This window comes from Antarcticibacterium sp. 1MA-6-2, from assembly GCF_021535135.1.
Lineage (GTDB): Bacteria > Bacteroidota > Bacteroidia > Flavobacteriales > Flavobacteriaceae > Gillisia.
Genome location: NZ_CP091036.1, coordinates 89,295 through 104,172, shown reverse-complemented (window position 1 = coordinate 104,172; position 14,878 = coordinate 89,295). Strand labels below are relative to the sequence as shown.

Genomic DNA, 14,878 nt, shown 5'->3' with positions numbered 1-14,878 from the left:
TTTGGATAGCAAATTATTTTTTGTTCTTTTTCTTTATCAAATTTTGGAGGTATTCTCTATTACCTTCTGGAATAAGAAAAAATACTGCTACCACTAATCCAAACACAAAAGTTTTTATAAGCAAATCCAATATGACGTGTTCAATTTTTAAAGAATTAACTCCTTTAAGAGCAATTGCTGTTACTGCACTACCAGCAATTGGTAACAAAAAAATTTCCAAAAATTTTAAAAATGATTTTTTTAAAGCAGTTTTTATAAGCATATAGTAAACCACAAAGAAATTGATATAGAAAGCCACAACTAAACCATATCCCACATCGATTAATTTCTCCCCATAGAAAACTCCATAGGCAATACCGCTTATCATAAAAACTGAACTAATTAAACCTGATTTGAATAGAAGGTTAGTTTTATTTGTAGCCTGGAAAATAGCGCTAGTAGAAGACATACATACCTGTATACCCACACTTAGTGCCAATATCTTAAACATAAGTACGCTCATCTCCCATTGGGATCCAAACATTATAAGAATCAATTGGGAGGCTGTAAAATATAAAAATACAGATAGCGGGAAACCAATACCCGCCAACAATTTTAACACACCCAAATAAGCTTTATAAATATAACCTGGATCATCCTGGTGTTTTGCCAACACGGGATGCATTACAGGAGTAATTACATGCGTCAGGTTATAAACCAGTAAATGCATTAAGGAATAGGATTTGCTGTAATATCCAAGAGGAGCATTTCCTAAATATTTCCCTATTAATATATTATCCAGGTTTCTTGAAAAATAATTAATAAAATTATATGCAAATTGATAACTCGAATAAGAAGCAATTCTTTTTAATGGAGATTTTTGAATTCTAGAGACTATTTTAACTGGATATAGAAAATAGAAAATAGAGAAACTGATAAAACCTGTCAGTACATTTTGAATAATTAGGGAAAAGTAACTAAAACCATTTAAGGCCATAATTATAGCTATTATTCCCGTCGCTGCCTGTACAGATATATTCACTACGCCCATTTGTTTAAATCGCAATTCTTTTTTATTAAGAGCTATTGGAACAATACTTAAAATGTTAAAAAAAATACTTAATGATAATAATCTTACTACAGGTACCAATTGTGGTTCATCATAAAACTCTGCAATCATGCCACCACTTAAAAAAGAAGAATACAGCAAGCACTAAAGCCATTAAACCTGAAAATGCGAAAATAGAACCTATGTCATCTTCAGTCAAATCCAAAGTTTGAACTATTGCAGGCCCAATTCCCATATTGCCGAGGAGATTAAAAAAACCAATAAAAACAAAAACAAGGGCTACTATTCCAAATTCTTCCGGTGTGAGAACTCTTGAAAGAATAGCTGTAATTCCCAGATTTATTAATACACCGGAATATTTAGAAATTGCATTGTAAAAAATTCCTTTCCACATTAATTTTCTAATGAATTAAAGGAATTAATAAAACAGGTTAGACTGAGAAGGACTCCAATTGAGGAACGGTAGCTATTTAATTGAAGAACATATAAATCTGTTTTGGTAAACATTTTTTGCTAATTTGCTTAAAATAAAAGTAGGGCCAAAATTAGCTTATTCCATATTAACAGGGCAATTTGAAATCACAAAGAATTCTAAAAAATGTTTTTATTCCATAGTTACACTGCTACTACTTACAAGTCTTAGGTTACACTCTTCTGCCTTATTAGACGCAGGTATAAAGTTTCAAAATCCCGTGCATTTTTTTCAGGGTTATATTCTTCTATAGCCAAATCATACGCATTTTGCCCAAGCTCTTTGCGTAACTGGGAGTGATTTGCTAGCGTAATTAATTTTTCTGTAAAGAAATCTTTATTGAAATCATTTATGATGTAACCAGTCACACCGTTTTTTAAGACTTCTTTTACTCCACCTACATTTGTGGCAACAGTAGGAACTTTTTGAACAGCAGCTTCCAATACCACTCCTGGTACTCCCTCCACTAAACTAGGTAGCACAAAACAATCAGCAGCAGAAAGCATTTCGAGAATATCTTTTCTAAAACCCAAAAGAAAAATTGTATTGTTTAAACCTCTTCTGGAAATTTCCTCTTTTATTTCCTCAAACAAAATTCCATCTCCCACGCATACTAACTTTATGTTCTGGTGGGTGGAAGCTATTTTTGTAAATACGTCAATAAGAAAAATATGATTCTTTTCAGGACTAAAGTTACCAATATGCATTATAATTTTATCGCCTTCACTTAGATCAAGACTGGAAAGAAGCTTTTGTTTTGAAACTTCACGATTAATCTCTCTCATAGGTATTCCCCTTCTAATTACAGAAGTTTTTTCCCGGGGGTACTTACATGTTTTAATAAAATCTTCAACAGCCTGTTTACCTACGGAAGAAACATGATCTATTCTCTTGAAAAAATATTGATATAAAAATTTGTGTGGTACTCCTCTTAACCAGTTACTTATCATACTAATGTTTCGGTAAACAATAGGGGTTTTTGGGAGAAAGAAAGATGCGGTAACCATATACTTTAACGTATCCGATCCATTGCACTGAATAATATCAGGACTTGTTTCTTTTACAAGCTTTACGATTTTCTTTACAAGTAAAGGAGAAAAAGATTTACTCTTTTCACTCATAAGATCTATATTCTCTGCATTAGGAACATGTAAAACATCTTTAGAATTTTCATATAGGCTTAGCGTAAATAATTTGATGCCCCAATTTTATAAGTTCTTCACTTAAGTTGGCCGCAAATACTTCTGCTCCCCTATATTGTCTCTTTGTGACCAGGTGAAGGATCTTCATAAAAGACTAAATTCCGATTTCTGTTTAGGTTCTTTTTTGAAGAAGCATAGGAAAAAATCCAAAATTATTCTTTGTGCCATAAATGAATTCATAATAGTTTGTAGGCAACAAAAAATGCCTGTAGTTGAGTAAATTTAAAAATAAAACCTTTTCTCATAAGTTCCAAAATAAGATTCCCATGTTGGAGTTAAGCTTTCTTAAATTACAAATTTTATTCACGAAACATAGTAGCTATTTTTGAAAGACATCTTACAAATCAATAAATTATCTTTTGTAAAAACCTTACTCAATTAAAAAGATTCATACGATTCTTTATTTTTAAAAAACAAAATTTTAAATTATATCTCCCAAAGATTCCAACGAATCGTATCCTAAACATACACATTTTGTAATTTTGAGAAGAAAATAATACCTGAGAATGCCATGTCCAAAGTCTTATATGTATGTTCGCGAAAACCTTTTACAGGATCTAAGATTGAAGCTAAAGTTCAGAGAATTTGCGAAGATTTAAATGCTGGAAACCTCGAAAGTAAGCCTTCAATACTATACCACGAGAAAAACATTGTATATGGTATTAGTAACCCAACTTCTACAATAAGAACAAAAGGATTAAATGTTTTATTGGGTAAGATCTTTGGGGAAGAAACAAAATGGTTTGATTTACTGGCCGAATCTCCTGACGGAAATTTCGTTATTTTAAGATCTAATGATAATAATGTGGAACTTGTGACAGATTACCTGGGAACCAGGAGTATTTGGTATTATTTTGATGAAGAAATTTTTATTGGCTCAACTTCTCAAAAAGCAATAATTCAATATTTAGAAAGTTTTGAGTTCCAGGATAGGATAATTCCCTGGATGCTGTCTACTGCTCTTTAGGCCCAAATCATAGTTGGGATAAAAGAATTAAAAAAGTACCCGGTAATGGATCCGTTAATGTTGACAGAAAGAATTGGAAGATTTCGACAAGATCCGGTAAAGTAGCATTTGTACTTACCACGCGTTCCCTAAAACAAAATAAGGAGCTTCTAAAAAAAGCATTACTAGAAACCTTCGGCAGCATTAATTTAGGATTGGATAAATGGGCTGTTACTTTGTCGGGAGGCCATGACAGCAGAGCCATAGCTTTCCTGCTTCAAAAATGTAAAACATATCAATCTCCGCTTAAAACTATTACCTGGGGAGCAGAAAGTAGCCTTGCCGATGCCCAAAGCGACGCATATGTTTCAGAAAAAGTAAGTGAAGTACTGAAAACCGAGCACAGGTTTTTTTCAACTGAACTTCCTGAAGTCCCCTTAGAAAACATTATCAGCAGATTTATACAAAATGGTGAAGGAAGAATTGATCATATCCCTGCCTACCTGGATGGTTTTAAACTGTGGAAAAGGATCTTTGAAGCGGGTATAGAAGGCATTATACGCGGGGATGAAATTTTTGGTTACAATCAAATTTATTCCCCTTTAGTGGTAAAAAGTTTTATGGGTTTGACTTTATGTTCAGATTATTCAAACCTAAAGAAATATGATTACATAAATTCTCTAAAGCAGGAGATGCCGGAGATTTTGAAGCAACAAAGAAATGAATCGCTTCCCACCTGGAGAGACAGAATATTTCAGCTTTACAGAATACCTTATATTCAGTCCTCATTAGCCGATATTAAATACCCTTATATTGAGCAAATCAACCCATTCCTGTCCAAGAGAATTGTAGAGGTTATCCGTACAATGCCCGATAGTCTTAGAACAAATAAGAGACTGTTTAAAAAGGTTATGAAACAGTGGGCTCTCGGTGTTCCCTTTGCGCAAAGAGCATCCACTTTAAAATTTACTGATATTTTGAGACAGGAAGATTTTGTTGAGCTGATCAAAAAAGAACTTTCCTCTGATTATGCTAAAAAGATTTTTCCGGAGACTTTTTTAAATGAAGTAATTAAGAATATTAAAAAGGGAAAACAAAATGAATCGCAGCAAAAAAGAGGTGCCGTTGATAGATTAAAGGGTTTAATTCCGTTAAAAATTAAAACTTACCTCGCACAGCAGAAGTCTTCTTTACATCTGGATGAAAATAAATTAGCTTTCAGAATTTTTATAATATGCAGGATGCATAAAGAATTAAGTTCTTAAGAAATTCCGCGACTCTTCCTATCACAACAAAGGGGGCACCAAAATGCTTTTTCAGGAACATCCGGCACTCCTCTGCTGTCTTTTCTGAAGAGGAGGAGTTCTCTACTTTAGATCAATTTTGTTGTACGTTTTCCATCCCTGAAAATCTCTTCCAGTAAGTTTCTTTAATTCTTCTACATCAGGATGTAATCTGCTTTTTAATTCCCTTAGAGTTTTTTCATTTAATCGAGGACGATCTATTTTTATTTTCAAAGCATAGAAAAGAAGGTGATACAGCTTAGCTCCAAACCTCGGCAAATATTTATGAGCTGCATCATAGTTCTTAATAAGGTACTTATTTGTACTTGGATTTGGATTCCCTGCCTTTGCCTTCTCTTCAAAATTGATCTCTTCTACTCCCAAAAATTTACAAATCTTATTAAGTGTACCATTAAGATCGGCTTTAAGATTATTAGTTTCAATAAATAAGATTTGATCCTTATTAAAGTACTTGAGGTAATAACTTATTTGATAGTAATACTGACTCGTCCTTAGGTATTGCTGATCCTTTAAAACAATTTCATCTATATTTTTCGGTGGAAATCTGTCGCGATACAAGTCGTGATGTAAGTGAGAAATAATTCTGTCTATAGGATCTCTAACAATATAGATAATTTTTGCCTCAGGTACGGTCTCGTATATCCGCTCCGCTACCCTGGGGAATATATGAGCCCAGGAATAGCCAGGGGTCGTATCGCCATTGATGGGTTTATCATCAGTAAACTGTTTCGAATACCAATTTACGGTTTGTCATAATGCCTTGAAAAATAATGAAGTTCCTTTAATTTGCTCATCCCGATCTTAGAGTGAAACTGCAGATTTGTATACAAAGTGGTGGTACCAGATTTCATGGCTCCGATAATAATAAAATCGGGTAAAGGCATCTTCTTATTTTTTAGATTTTAAAATACTTTTATCTTTAATCTTTCAATTCTGGCGCAGCTCTTAACTTAATACTTCATCGTAGGTGGTTTCATATTCTCTGGCAATATTGTGAATATCAAATTTTTGGATAGCCACCACTCTTGCTTTCCTGCCCAGGCTTTTCAGTTCCTCCTGATTTTCTAAAGAATCTAAAACTTTTTCAGTCAATTCTTCGACGTTTCCTCTTCCAAAGAAAATAGCAGTTTCTGTATCAACACATTCCTGATTTTCGGGAATATCTGAACATACTATAAGTTTTTCAGCAAGCATGGCCTCTATTAAAGAACCGGGTAAGCCCTCAAAATAAGAAGGATAAACAAACAGATCGGCTATTTTCAGAAGATCCGGAACATCCTGTCGTCTTCCGAGTAACTGGACATAATTTTCTAGTCCCAATTCTTTGATCCTTCTGTTTAACTTAGTTTCATAATTTCCGTGGCCAGCAATTAAAAGAACTATATCAGGATGTACTTTAATGATTTCAGGCAAGGCATCGATCATATCCATTTGACCTTTTCTTTCCAAAAGTCTGCTAACATTAAGCAGCACTTTCTTGTTTAGAACATTTAGAGATTTTTTCAGAGCATCTAATTTCTGTGGATCAAAGTCCGTCTGAAATTTTTGAACATCTCTCCCTCTAAATATCACCTTGACTTTATCTTTATTTACTAAAGTAGATTTTGCTTTCGCTTCTTTTATTGTTTCAGAATTCGAGATAAAAAAATCTACCTTTCTCGACGAAACCGCATCGTATAGCTGCACAAGCCGCATCTTCAAACTTTGAACAAAATTCAGGTTCTCAAATCGTAGAGGGTTGTAATTGTTATTAACGTAGCTGCTGATTAACGGAATTTTATATTTGGACTTCAGCCTGCGGGTTATTAAATCAGATTTAAATAAGGTTGAGTGAATGAGATCCGGTTGTTCTTTTTCATAAACCTCCCCTAATTTTTTGGCAGCGAGGCCAAAATTTTTCTCCATCGGGATGTTTAATGAATAAGCTTTTATTCCGGCTTTTTCAAGTACAGGCACCATCATATTTCCTTCATAAACGTGTGCAAAAACAGGGGTGTATCTTTTAAAATGTTGAGCTATTTCTACCAGACTTCTCTCTGCACCAGATCCCTGGAGTGTATCAATTACAAATAATACCTTTTTCTTATTCATCATTTAATTCAGTGTTTTTCCTCATCCATTTTCTTCTTCTTAAGGCAGGAATCTCAAAAATTAGAACCTTCGCAAGATTTCCTAAAGAAGGATGGGTTTTTAAATTCTCGTAAAAAACTTTCCGGCTCTTTTGGAACTTTCCGGCTCTGGTATAATTCACTGCAGAGGAAAGTAAAAGATCGTCTTTTCTAAAATGAAGCACTCCTCCCGTTTTATATTTATTGTATAAATGATAGGTCGCATCACCTCTATACTCATCTCTTAGTCGTGTCTGGGCTGCAGTTGGATGATTCTCATATCTAAAGTTAATATTATTGGTGTGCTCAATTGACAGATTGTTTTTTGTACAATAATCCAGGGCACGGGCAGTCATTTCCCAGTTTTCACTCTGCTTTAAAACAGGATCGTATCCTCCAATTTCTAAAAAAACGTATCGTCTAAGAGCAAAAGTTCCGGCGAGAGATGAATATCTTTCCGAAGATATCTTTGTATCTAACTTAGGAAGCTTTTCGTTGCCATTTCTTAAATAACCGCAGCTCACATATCCTACTTGTGTAGAATCTTTAATAAGATCCTGAAAATCATTTAACCAGTTTGCCTCCACCTCATCATCACTATCCAGAAAAGCTATGTAATTGCCCGTTGCGTTTTGTACACCAAAATTCCTGGCTGCCGTTACCCCTTTATTTTCCTGATAAAAATATTTGATCCTGGAATCCCCGGAATAATTTTTAAGCAATTCTACTGTCTCATCTTCAGACCCATCATCTACAATAATCAGTTCCCAATCTGTAATTTCCTGATTACAAATACTGTCTATAGCTCCCGGTAAGACATCGGCATTGTTATACGTTGGAATTATTACTGAAAAAAGAGGTTTCTGCATTACTTCTATATTACTGGTATCTGACAGTTTTAATTCCTGAAAATTAGGCTCCTTAATTCCCCTGAAAACATTAAGAAGGGTTTCATAGTTCTTTGTAAACGTGGAACCCGGAGGTAAATCAACAGCTTCCAGCGGAAGATAATAAAATTGAATTTGAGGATAAGCTGCTTAAGCAAATTCATCACAACAGAAGATTGAAAAGACATAATTATTCCCGGTAACTCCTTTTCAGATTCCATTTTTTCCTCGAACGGAATTTCATTGCGCACTATTTCTCCAAAGAATTCATAATGCTTCAGGTTTTTTTCTCTTCCCTGCGATGTGAGAAATAGTATATTTCTGATCCTTTAAAATGCTCCTTAATTTTCTTCAAATAATAAAGCTGTCTCTCCAATGTGATATATTCGATTTCTACCAGAGGACTGCCAATAAATAAGATCTTATTCCTGTCTACAGTTGAAGATTCTGAAGGTTTAAAGTGAAACGTTTCCAGGGTGTCTCCTTCAGCAACATCTATTTTTACAGGACTATAAAAATGCAGATTTTCTATAGGCTCAATATTTAACAGGTCTTTAATTATAAATTTACCACCCCCGAAAGGCACCGATTTTAAATTAATAGATTTATCTTTTTTCCTAAGTTCGGCCACTGTAAGGACCCGTGTACCATCACTCAGTAAAACTTTTCTTTTTGATTTGAATTGTTGAATAATAAAATGCTGCATCCAGGTGTGGTAATTAGCAAAAATCACTTCGTCAAAATATTCAAATTTCGAGGCTATATTTTTGACCTTTAGAATATTTTTAATCACCATGACATAATTCCATCCAGGGAAACTGTGGTCTGTAATCATTACCTCCAGAAGCTTAAACTCCGTATCACGTGAAAGCTCTTCACTAAATTCTTTATAACCTTTAAATTTCCTGATAGTAAGGAAAATAAAATTTTCTGCCGCAGGTTTATTTTTTATGTAATTCCTGGCAATGAGATAGTGGGTTCGATTTTTTATTACAAATAATCTTTTTTCCATATAATTAATAGCCAATTTAGGCTATCTGGTCCGGCATTAATCTGTTTTAGATCAAATTTGTATCAGGAGAAATTAAACTTCCTGAAGTTCCACCATCTTTTTAAATTTTACTGAAGATTCCATTAGTTCCTCAAAGTTTCCAATATTTTCAATGGATCCATTCTTCATAACTATAATTCTGTCAGAATTTTTGATTGTGGAAATTCTATGAGCCACAATAAGAATCGTATAATTCCCTTTAAGATCATCAATATTCTTCTGAATTTCCTTTTCAGTCTCTGAATCTAAAGCTGATGTAGCCTCATCTAGTATCAGGATCTCCACCTCCTTAAAAAGTTCACGGGCAATAGACAAGCGTTGCTTTTGACCACCACTCAAATTTACCCCGTTATTCCCAAGGATAGTTTGTTCCTTGTCAGGCAAACCATTTACAAAATCTAAAATTGCTGCCTGTTGAAGAGACTTCCAAAACCTTTCCTTATCTTCTGAACTGTCTGCCCAAAACGTAACATTGTTATATAAGGTATCACTAAAAATTACAGGATCCTGAGTAATATATCCAATTCTCTCCTGAAAATTTGCCATGTTAACTTCGCTACTCTTTTGATCATTAATATAGTAATCTCCTTTATCTACAGGTAAAAGTCCCGCAATTATATTTACTAAAGTAGTCTTTCCACTACCACTTTCGCCTACAAAAGCAATAGTCTCATTCCTTGGGATTTTGAGATTTATGTTTTTAAGTACGGGTGTATCTCCATAATAGAAAGAGACGTTTGAAAGAGTCATTTCCTTCACAGTATCCTTCAGCGAATTTTTACTTTGAGTTTCCTTATTCTCTTTAAGTTCTTTAGTAAAAGCCTGCATATTTTCTAAAGAACTGGCGACCCCTAAAAACTTGTTCCATCTGGCCTGCATCTGCATTAAGAAACTAAGAGCACGATAAAAGAAGAATAAACTTGCTAAAATTTGTGCCAGTGAGGATCCTAAAATTTCTGTCTGCACATAAATTACTATCACTACGACCAAAATAAGCAATGGTTCCCGGGCTGCCATTAATATAGAATCCAGGACACCGATTTTGACGTTACTTTTTTCAATTTTTAAAACTGATTCTTTCAACTTTTTACCATAAGTGTTTAAGGAACCTGTAGCTTTTAAGTACTTGTAGTTGCCAACATTCTGGATGATCAGACTTTGAAAAATATTATTTTCACTAAGTAAGCTTGCGGGAGGCTCCTTTTGTCTTTTTGTACAGATTTTTATACAGGAAATTTGTAAGAGCTCCTCCTATAGTCACTAAAATAGCAAATTGAGGATCCATCGCAAATGCAAAAGACATATAGACAATAACCATAACTCCAAACTGCACGGCATAAAAATAATTTGCAAAAGAAAAAGCTACCCTATCAACCTCTCCGGTTAGGGTGTTTTGAATTCGGCCAACATCTGCTGAAACAAAATATTTATAAGCCAAATTATTTAATCCTTTGATATTCTGGAACCTAACCTTTTTAATAAATTTTTGAAGAGTGATCATTCTATACACTCCATTGATATATTGCATGATCCCTTTTAAGAAAAACATAATAGTCATGAAGCCAAGAATAGTAGCGAGAGATAATGATAAACCAATATCGTTAACAAACTCAAGGAGGAAACTTAGACGTCCCATACTCTCTGCCTCTACTCCACTACTATCACTTACCATTTCAAGCAAGGGTATAAACATCGCAAGACCGAATCCGTCGAGCAAACCCACGAAAATACTTAAAGCTACTATTACAACTATTCTATAACCTGAATAGGAATAAAAATAGGCGAGACTTTCAAAATATTTTTTTGCTAATCTTTTGATCAAAATTTATTTTTTAAATTTATTAGATAACCATTATATAGATTACTAGTCCTGCGAAGTTTTTACCTCCAAAATCTTTTCGGCCACCAACCAGTCTATTTCGTTATCTATGTCTATGGAGGAATACTCATCCATAACATATTTCTTTATTTTTGAAAATTTACTAATAGGTCCGTCTTTAAGAGACTGAACATTAATAATATAAATAGCGCCATTCAATTCCCAAACCTTTGGACAATCCTGCCTCCTGGTAAAATTTCCCGGTTTTGAACTTTCCAGGTAACCCTGCTCATTTTCCTCCTTCAAAACATAATAGGGATTTGCATCTGTTTCTTTTACTGAAACTAACATGTCCATATCATTGCTGAACAATTCAAGAGCTTCCTGAATATGATGTGCTTCCCGAAGAGGCGAAGTAGGCTGTAAAAAGACAATGACATCAGGATTTAGGCCGTTGCTCTCTGAAAATTTCAACGCGTGCAGAAGAACCTCCTGGGTGCTTAAGCATTATCTGTCGCAAGTTCACCCGGCCTTAAAAAAGGAACTTTTAGTCCGGTTGTTTCCGCTGTTTTTTTTATTTCCTCATCATCTGTGCTTACAATGATTTGGTCATCGGGAAAAACTTTACGGGCAGCTTTAATGGTATAGTTAATCAATGGTTCCCCGTGGAGTTTTTTAATATTCTTCCCCGGTAGTCCTTTTGAACCACCTCTTGCGGGAATAACTGCTAAGATCATTTACTATGTTTTACAAGTTCCTGCGCCTGTTCATAATCTACAGGCTTACCTATATCAATCCAAAAGCCAATAATAGGCATATGTACAATGTTTCCACCGTTTTCTACAAGATCCTGCATAAGATCTGTAATGTCATAAAATTCGTTTTTAGGGATCTTTTGGATTAATTCCTTCTTCAGTATATAAATCCCCGCATTGGAATGATAAACAAAGGAAGGTTTCTCTTTAAATTCAATGACTTTACTTTCCTCTGTTTCAAATACTGCATATGGAACATCAATTTTATATTCAGTTGATGCAATGGCCATATCTGCTTTACTTTCTAAAACCTCACTATACAGATCTTCAAAATCTACATTTGTGAAAAGGTCACTGTTCATCAACAGTATGTGCGAAGATGAAAAATCCTCGACCAAACTTAAAGCTCCGGCCGTTCCCAAAGCTTTTTTTCCCAGATATATTCTATGCTTATACCCTTCTTACTGCCATCTCCAAAATATTCCTGAATTTGGTCTCCTAAATATTTAACTGAAATATAAATCTTTTTAATTCCATAAGATATAAGCCTGTCAATATTGTGCTCAATTATAGGCTTACCTCCCAGAGGCAACATTGGTTTAGGAATAGTATCTGTTAAAGGGCTAAGACGTTTACCTCTTCCTCCTGCCATAATCATACATTCTAAAGGCAAAACAGATTTTATTTTTTCCAGGTCCAGGATCTTCACAATTTTCTTGTTCTCATCCAGAACAGGAAGAATTTTTATGTCTGTTCTCCGATAATTTTTTAGATCAAAATATCCCGGTCTGTCGTATTCAAAAACAAAAGATCTATTGCAGACTTCCGAAACCTGTTTGTTCACATCAGCATCATTAGCCAAAGATCTTCGAATATCACCATCTGTTAAAGATCCCAGGACTGATCCGTCTTCGTTTATAACGAAAAGGATCAGCCTGCTATATTCTCTTATATCATTAAGTTTCTTGAGAGCATCTATAATGGTTTTGTCCCGGGGGATAAGAATATTGTCGAATTTCATTGGCTCCTATTTATCGATAAATTTTAAAAGTTGAAAAGCTTCAGCATATTCCACACCTACACTAGCACCCCGAAAAACAGCCAGGGATTTAATATTTCTTTCTGAACGCGGAAAAGGATGTTCTGCTATTTCTGATGCGTATACGTTCATTACCTCCAGCTTCTTCTCCATATATTCGGAAATATCAACGTAGTAATTTGGAATAAATGCTTTTTCAGGAAGCGCCGGAGCGAATTCTGTTTCAGATAAACATTCATACATCATCACCTTTTTCACGTAGGGATATCTAAAAGATTTGGTACAGGCCAGTACTGCATCAAAAGTTATCCTGTGATCGGAATGCGCATCAGATCTGTTAACACAATAAATAACTTCAGGTTTAACTTCATTAAATACATCTGATACTTCCGGAACCATTTTTATAAGGGAAGAAGAGGAAAGGGTCATGGTTGGGTAGTTCAGAAGAAATGTTTTTTTTATGCCCAACTGCTTTTCAACTTTATTAATTTCTTCCTGCCGGGAAGCCACTCTTTCTTCCGAAAACCCCTGGTCTGTTGAGATATTAGTCGTTATTAACCAATACACTTCATCACCTCTTTCAACGTGTTTCAAAATAGTACCGCTTAGCTCCTAAAACTTCGTCGTCTGGATGTGCAGAAATTACAATTATTCTTTCCATATTACTTTTTATCTCCAAGAAATAAAACTACTGCTTCCCCGTCTATCACCAATTCTCCGTTCTCTTTCTCAACCCAAGTTCTTAGTTTTATTACTAGGTTTATCTTCTCTGATTTCTTTTATTTCAATACTTGCAGTTACCTTATCCCCTATAAATACAGGCTTTAGGAACTGAGTGTTCTGGTTAATATAGATAGTTCCGGGACCCGGAAGTTTAGAACCCAATAACCCTCCAATAAGAGAAGTGACAAAAGGTCCTTGGACAATTCGTTGCTTAAACCGGGAATTATGCGCGTAATCTTTATCAAAATGAATGGGATTATCATCCATAGACATTTTGGAAAAATTAAGCACCTCCTCTTCATTGAAAACTTTTTCTATGGAAACTTTTTGTCCTATTTCAAACATATTGAAGTACCTTAATAAGTTATATTTTTATAAATCAGATTATCGTCAAAAACCAAATCTGCCAGCACTTTTACAACCTTCTCTCCAGAGTTACCCTCGCCGTAAGGATTCTTTTTCTGCTTCACCTTTTCTAAAAATTCTGAATCTGTTCTGGCTTTTGTAATTGCGTCTGTTATTTGATCAAAATCGTTATCGACAAATATTACATTATCTCCGTGTAATCTACCTCTTTGACGCATTCCAATATTTATTGCAGGTAAACCAAGGGAAGCTACTTCCACTACTCCCGAACTTGAATTCCCTATAAGAAATTCCGCGTGACTCATAAGGCTCACGTACATCTGTAGTTGAGATTTTGGAACAAAGTAAATTTCTCCGGGTACTTCTTCGAGTATTCCTGGTATGCTTTAATAATTTCGTCACTCCCGGCATCGGAATTTGGATAATTTATATAGCAGTGCCCCTCATACTTCAGAATAGATTCAAGAGTGGTTCTTATATGCTTCCTTTGTTCCTCAACCTGTGTAATAATTGAATGCTGAATTAAAACACAGTATTCCTGATGCATTTCCCCGTCACCTAAACGGGAAAGTGTTTCCTCCTGAGTAAGAATATCGGTTGAAAGAAGCCTGTCTATTGCGGGATTCCCAACAAGAAAAATTCTCCAATCATCCTCCCCAAGTTTAAGCAAGGTCTGTTTGTGCTCCTCCAGGCTTGGGAAATGTATGTGGGCATATTTACTGGTGGCGTATCTTGTACTGTTGTCAATGTTGCCATCCTTGGCAATATCCCCTCCAAAAAAGTGAGCCACAGGAATATCCAAATAAGCACCTGTTAAAGCTACAGAAATTGATTCTTCCCTGTCTCCTGCAACCAGGATTATATCAGGTGAAATCCTGCTGAAGGATTGCGCTAAACCGGAAATTTGATTCCCAATAGAAACTGCTCTTCCCAGTTTTTTATCTGAATCAATTAAATTATAAACCTTATCTGCAACAAAAAAACCATCCTTTTCCACGTACTGTGCTGTTAGTCCGAATTTTTCTGAAAGATGCGGACCTGTAATTAAAATCTGGAAGTCAAATCTGGCATCTTCATTTAATTTCTGATAAACAGAAAACAAAAGATCATAATCTGATCTGGCACCAAGTAACGGCAAGGATCTTTCTTTTCTCCATA

General features: G+C 34.9%; 15 protein-coding genes and 2 pseudogenes. 2 read left to right on the top strand and 15 right to left on the bottom strand.

Going from position 1 to position 14,878, the window contains the following annotated elements:
- Positions 1-13 precede the first annotated feature (13 nt).
- The 3 genes from LZ575_RS00465 to LZ575_RS00460 all read right to left on the bottom strand — a co-directional run bounded on the left by LZ575_RS00465 (position 14) and on the right by LZ575_RS00460 (position 2,641).
- Positions 14-1,159, bottom strand: a complete 1,146-nt coding sequence (locus tag LZ575_RS00465) for a lipopolysaccharide biosynthesis protein (RefSeq protein WP_255702717.1) — start codon at positions 1,157-1,159, stop codon at positions 14-16.
- Complete coding sequence (locus LZ575_RS22155) at positions 1,140-1,442, bottom strand: oligosaccharide flippase family protein (RefSeq protein ID WP_255702716.1); 303 nt, start codon at positions 1,440-1,442, stop codon at positions 1,140-1,142. Before LZ575_RS22155 ends, LZ575_RS00465 begins: the two co-directional genes overlap by 20 nt.
- A 245-nt stretch (positions 1,443-1,687) precedes the next feature.
- Entirely contained in the window at positions 1,688-2,641 is a 954-nt protein-coding gene (locus tag LZ575_RS00460) for a glycosyltransferase family 4 protein (RefSeq protein WP_235327566.1), read from the bottom strand.
- A 592-nt stretch (positions 2,642-3,233) separates the two neighbouring features.
- On the opposite strand from LZ575_RS00460, the gene LZ575_RS00455 reads away from it, so the two are divergent.
- Both LZ575_RS00455 and LZ575_RS00450 read left to right on the top strand, forming a co-directional pair.
- Complete coding sequence (locus tag LZ575_RS00455; protein WP_235327564.1) at positions 3,234-3,689, top strand: hypothetical protein; 456 nt, start codon at positions 3,234-3,236, stop codon at positions 3,687-3,689.
- A gap of 194 nt (positions 3,690-3,883) precedes the next feature.
- Positions 3,884-4,933 carry an asparagine synthase-related protein gene (locus LZ575_RS00450; protein ID WP_235327562.1) on the top strand — a complete coding sequence of 350 codons (1,050 nt, stop codon included), beginning with the start codon at positions 3,884-3,886 and terminating at the stop codon, positions 4,931-4,933.
- A gap of 102 nt (positions 4,934-5,035) precedes the next feature.
- Here LZ575_RS00450 and LZ575_RS00445 read toward each other — a convergent pair whose 3' ends face one another.
- From LZ575_RS00445 to neuC, 12 genes and pseudogenes are all read right to left on the bottom strand, one after another.
- Positions 5,036-5,563, bottom strand: coding sequence for a sulfotransferase domain-containing protein (locus tag LZ575_RS00445; RefSeq protein WP_235330794.1), 528 nt, complete (start codon positions 5,561-5,563; stop codon positions 5,036-5,038).
- Between the two features lie 354 nt (positions 5,564-5,917).
- Positions 5,918-7,066, bottom strand: a complete 1,149-nt coding sequence (locus LZ575_RS00440; RefSeq protein WP_235327560.1) for a glycosyltransferase family 4 protein — start codon at positions 7,064-7,066, stop codon at positions 5,918-5,920.
- A complete protein-coding gene (locus tag LZ575_RS00435) occupies positions 7,056-7,949 on the bottom strand; it encodes a glycosyltransferase family A protein (protein WP_235327558.1) in 894 nt (297 codons plus the stop codon). Before LZ575_RS00435 ends, LZ575_RS00440 begins: the two co-directional genes overlap by 11 nt.
- Positions 7,950-8,244: 295 nt before the next feature.
- Positions 8,245-8,979: a hypothetical protein gene (locus LZ575_RS00430; protein WP_235327556.1), complete on the bottom strand. Its 735-nt coding sequence runs from the start codon at positions 8,977-8,979 to the stop codon at positions 8,245-8,247.
- Between the two features lie 72 nt (positions 8,980-9,051).
- Positions 9,052-10,101: an ABC transporter ATP-binding protein gene (locus LZ575_RS00425; protein ID WP_235327554.1), complete on the bottom strand. Its 1,050-nt coding sequence runs from the start codon at positions 10,099-10,101 to the stop codon at positions 9,052-9,054.
- Positions 10,102-10,195: 94 nt separating this feature from the next.
- A complete protein-coding gene (locus tag LZ575_RS00420) occupies positions 10,196-10,840 on the bottom strand; it encodes an ABC transporter transmembrane domain-containing protein (protein ID WP_235327552.1) in 645 nt (214 codons plus the stop codon).
- A 42-nt stretch (positions 10,841-10,882) separates the two neighbouring features.
- Positions 10,883-11,311, bottom strand: a complete 429-nt coding sequence (locus tag LZ575_RS00415) for a hypothetical protein (RefSeq protein ID WP_235327550.1) — start codon at positions 11,309-11,311, stop codon at positions 10,883-10,885.
- Positions 11,312-11,337: 26 nt separating this feature from the next.
- Entirely contained in the window at positions 11,338-11,574 is a 237-nt protein-coding gene (locus LZ575_RS00410; protein ID WP_235327548.1) for a cytidylyltransferase domain-containing protein, read from the bottom strand.
- A pseudogene (locus LZ575_RS00405) lies at positions 11,571-12,544 on the bottom strand (nucleotidyltransferase family protein). The gene LZ575_RS00410 and the pseudogene LZ575_RS00405 overlap by 4 nt, the downstream one beginning before the upstream one ends.
- Before the next feature lie 75 nt (positions 12,545-12,619).
- Positions 12,620-13,225 (bottom strand): PIG-L deacetylase family protein, encoded by a 606-nt coding sequence (locus tag LZ575_RS00400; protein WP_235327546.1) that lies wholly within the window; start codon positions 13,223-13,225, stop codon positions 12,620-12,622.
- A gap of 135 nt (positions 13,226-13,360) precedes the next feature.
- Positions 13,361-13,699 carry a MaoC family dehydratase gene (locus LZ575_RS00395; protein WP_235327544.1) on the bottom strand — a complete coding sequence of 113 codons (339 nt, stop codon included), beginning with the start codon at positions 13,697-13,699 and terminating at the stop codon, positions 13,361-13,363.
- An 11-nt stretch (positions 13,700-13,710) separates the two neighbouring features.
- Positions 13,711-14,822: pseudogene (gene neuC / locus LZ575_RS00390) on the bottom strand (UDP-N-acetylglucosamine 2-epimerase).
- Positions 14,823-14,878 lie beyond the last annotated feature (56 nt).

Bases quoted from the DNA above. Each gene is read 5' to 3' on its own strand.
- LZ575_RS22155 (WP_255702716.1), bottom strand. From the start codon at position 1,442: ATGTGGAAAGGAATTTTTTACAATGCAATTTCTAAATATTCCGGTGTA.
- LZ575_RS00410 (WP_235327548.1), bottom strand. From the start codon at position 11,574: ATGATCTTAGCAGTTATTCCCGCAAGAGGTGGTTCAAAAGGACTACCG.
- LZ575_RS00440 (WP_235327560.1), bottom strand. From the start codon at position 7,066: ATGATGAATAAGAAAAAGGTATTATTTGTAATTGATACACTCCAGGGA.
- LZ575_RS00455 (WP_235327564.1), top strand. From the start codon at position 3,234: ATGTCCAAAGTCTTATATGTATGTTCGCGAAAACCTTTTACAGGATCT.
- LZ575_RS00435 (WP_235327558.1), bottom strand. From the start codon at position 7,949: ATGCAGAAACCTCTTTTTTCAGTAATAATTCCAACGTATAACAATGCC.
- LZ575_RS00460 (WP_235327566.1), bottom strand. From the start codon at position 2,641: ATGAGTGAAAAGAGTAAATCTTTTTCTCCTTTACTTGTAAAGAAAATC.
- LZ575_RS00430 (WP_235327556.1), bottom strand. From the start codon at position 8,979: ATGGAAAAAAGATTATTTGTAATAAAAAATCGAACCCACTATCTCATT.
- LZ575_RS00465 (WP_255702717.1), bottom strand. From the start codon at position 1,159: ATGATTGCAGAGTTTTATGATGAACCACAATTGGTACCTGTAGTAAGA.
- LZ575_RS00395 (WP_235327544.1), bottom strand. From the start codon at position 13,699: ATGTTTGAAATAGGACAAAAAGTTTCCATAGAAAAAGTTTTCAATGAA.